At 27.0% G+C, this 942-nt stretch carries 2 protein-coding genes; both read left to right on the top strand.

Translation table 11 applies throughout. From position 1 onward, the window contains the following. On the top strand, positions 1 to 390 hold a 390-nt coding region (locus D1Z92_RS17455), incomplete at its 5' end, for a hypothetical protein (protein ID WP_164931704.1). A 353-nt stretch (positions 391 to 743) separates the two neighbouring features. Continuing rightward, the coding region (locus tag D1Z92_RS17530) for a hypothetical protein (RefSeq protein WP_206099781.1) at positions 744 to 942 on the top strand (199 nt) is incomplete at its 3' end.

Here is a 942-nt window from a genome sequence, read left to right as displayed (position 1 = left end):
CATCGTTTACGTCAATTTTTAAATGATCATGCTATTCAAGGAGAGGCCATAAGTGATATAGAAAACAAAAGAAAAAATGGAGAATTTAATATAACAGAAATAATATGTATTATTATTTCATTTATCGTATGGACGATCATTGTGTTTAATAGTTCGTTTTCGTTTTCTTCCTCTCAAAGAGGACTAGCACTTTTTTTTATTATTGCATTTGCTGGGGGAATGTTTTTAGCAAGACTAATATCTTCTATAAAAGATGCAAGATATTTATATAAAAAATTACAACATAAAGAAATAATAGAATCTAAAGATATAAAACAGTTTTTAATTCATGTAGGTTCAATGATTGGATTTGGTGTACTGTACTTCACACCGATTTATCTCGTAATGTAATTCCAAAAAAATTTTAGATAATTCCTTAGTACTTTCAATATAGTTCCATCAAAGGGAATGAGCAGATCTATGAATAAGGATAGTAATGTATATATTTTTTGATTTTCTTGAAATATACATTAATGAACTCAGTTTAATCATAAAACAGCCAATAGTCGTCTGCACTAACACTAGACGGTTAATGGCTGTTTTATGATCTAATAAACGGTTTACAACGTATGGTAGTATGTGATGCAACTTTGTCATTGATAACAATATAGCTATAAAATTAGTACTAAATACTCATTTACAAAATAAAGGTTAATTTAATATAGTGTAATTAAACTAACTAAAGAAAAGGAATGAAGTCATTCATGAATATGCATACACAAGAAAATAAACATGTATTTTATCAAAGTTTTTTAATACAATTACCTGTCATTATGTTTATGTTGTTTTTACACGGTATGGCTATTGCTTGCTTATTTGTTATATTTCAAGGTTCATTATTAGAGAGCATAAACACATTTTATTGCTACTTTTTAGTAACGATTACGGAATGGTTTTCAAATT

Origin of the sequence: Longirhabdus pacifica (assembly GCF_004115085.1) — a bacterium.
In the GTDB taxonomy this organism is placed as follows: Bacteria; Bacillota; Bacilli; order Paenibacillales; family DSM-105158; genus Longirhabdus; species Longirhabdus pacifica.
Note: the sequence above shows the minus strand (reverse complement) of the source record. Positions and strands in the feature narration are given on the sequence as shown.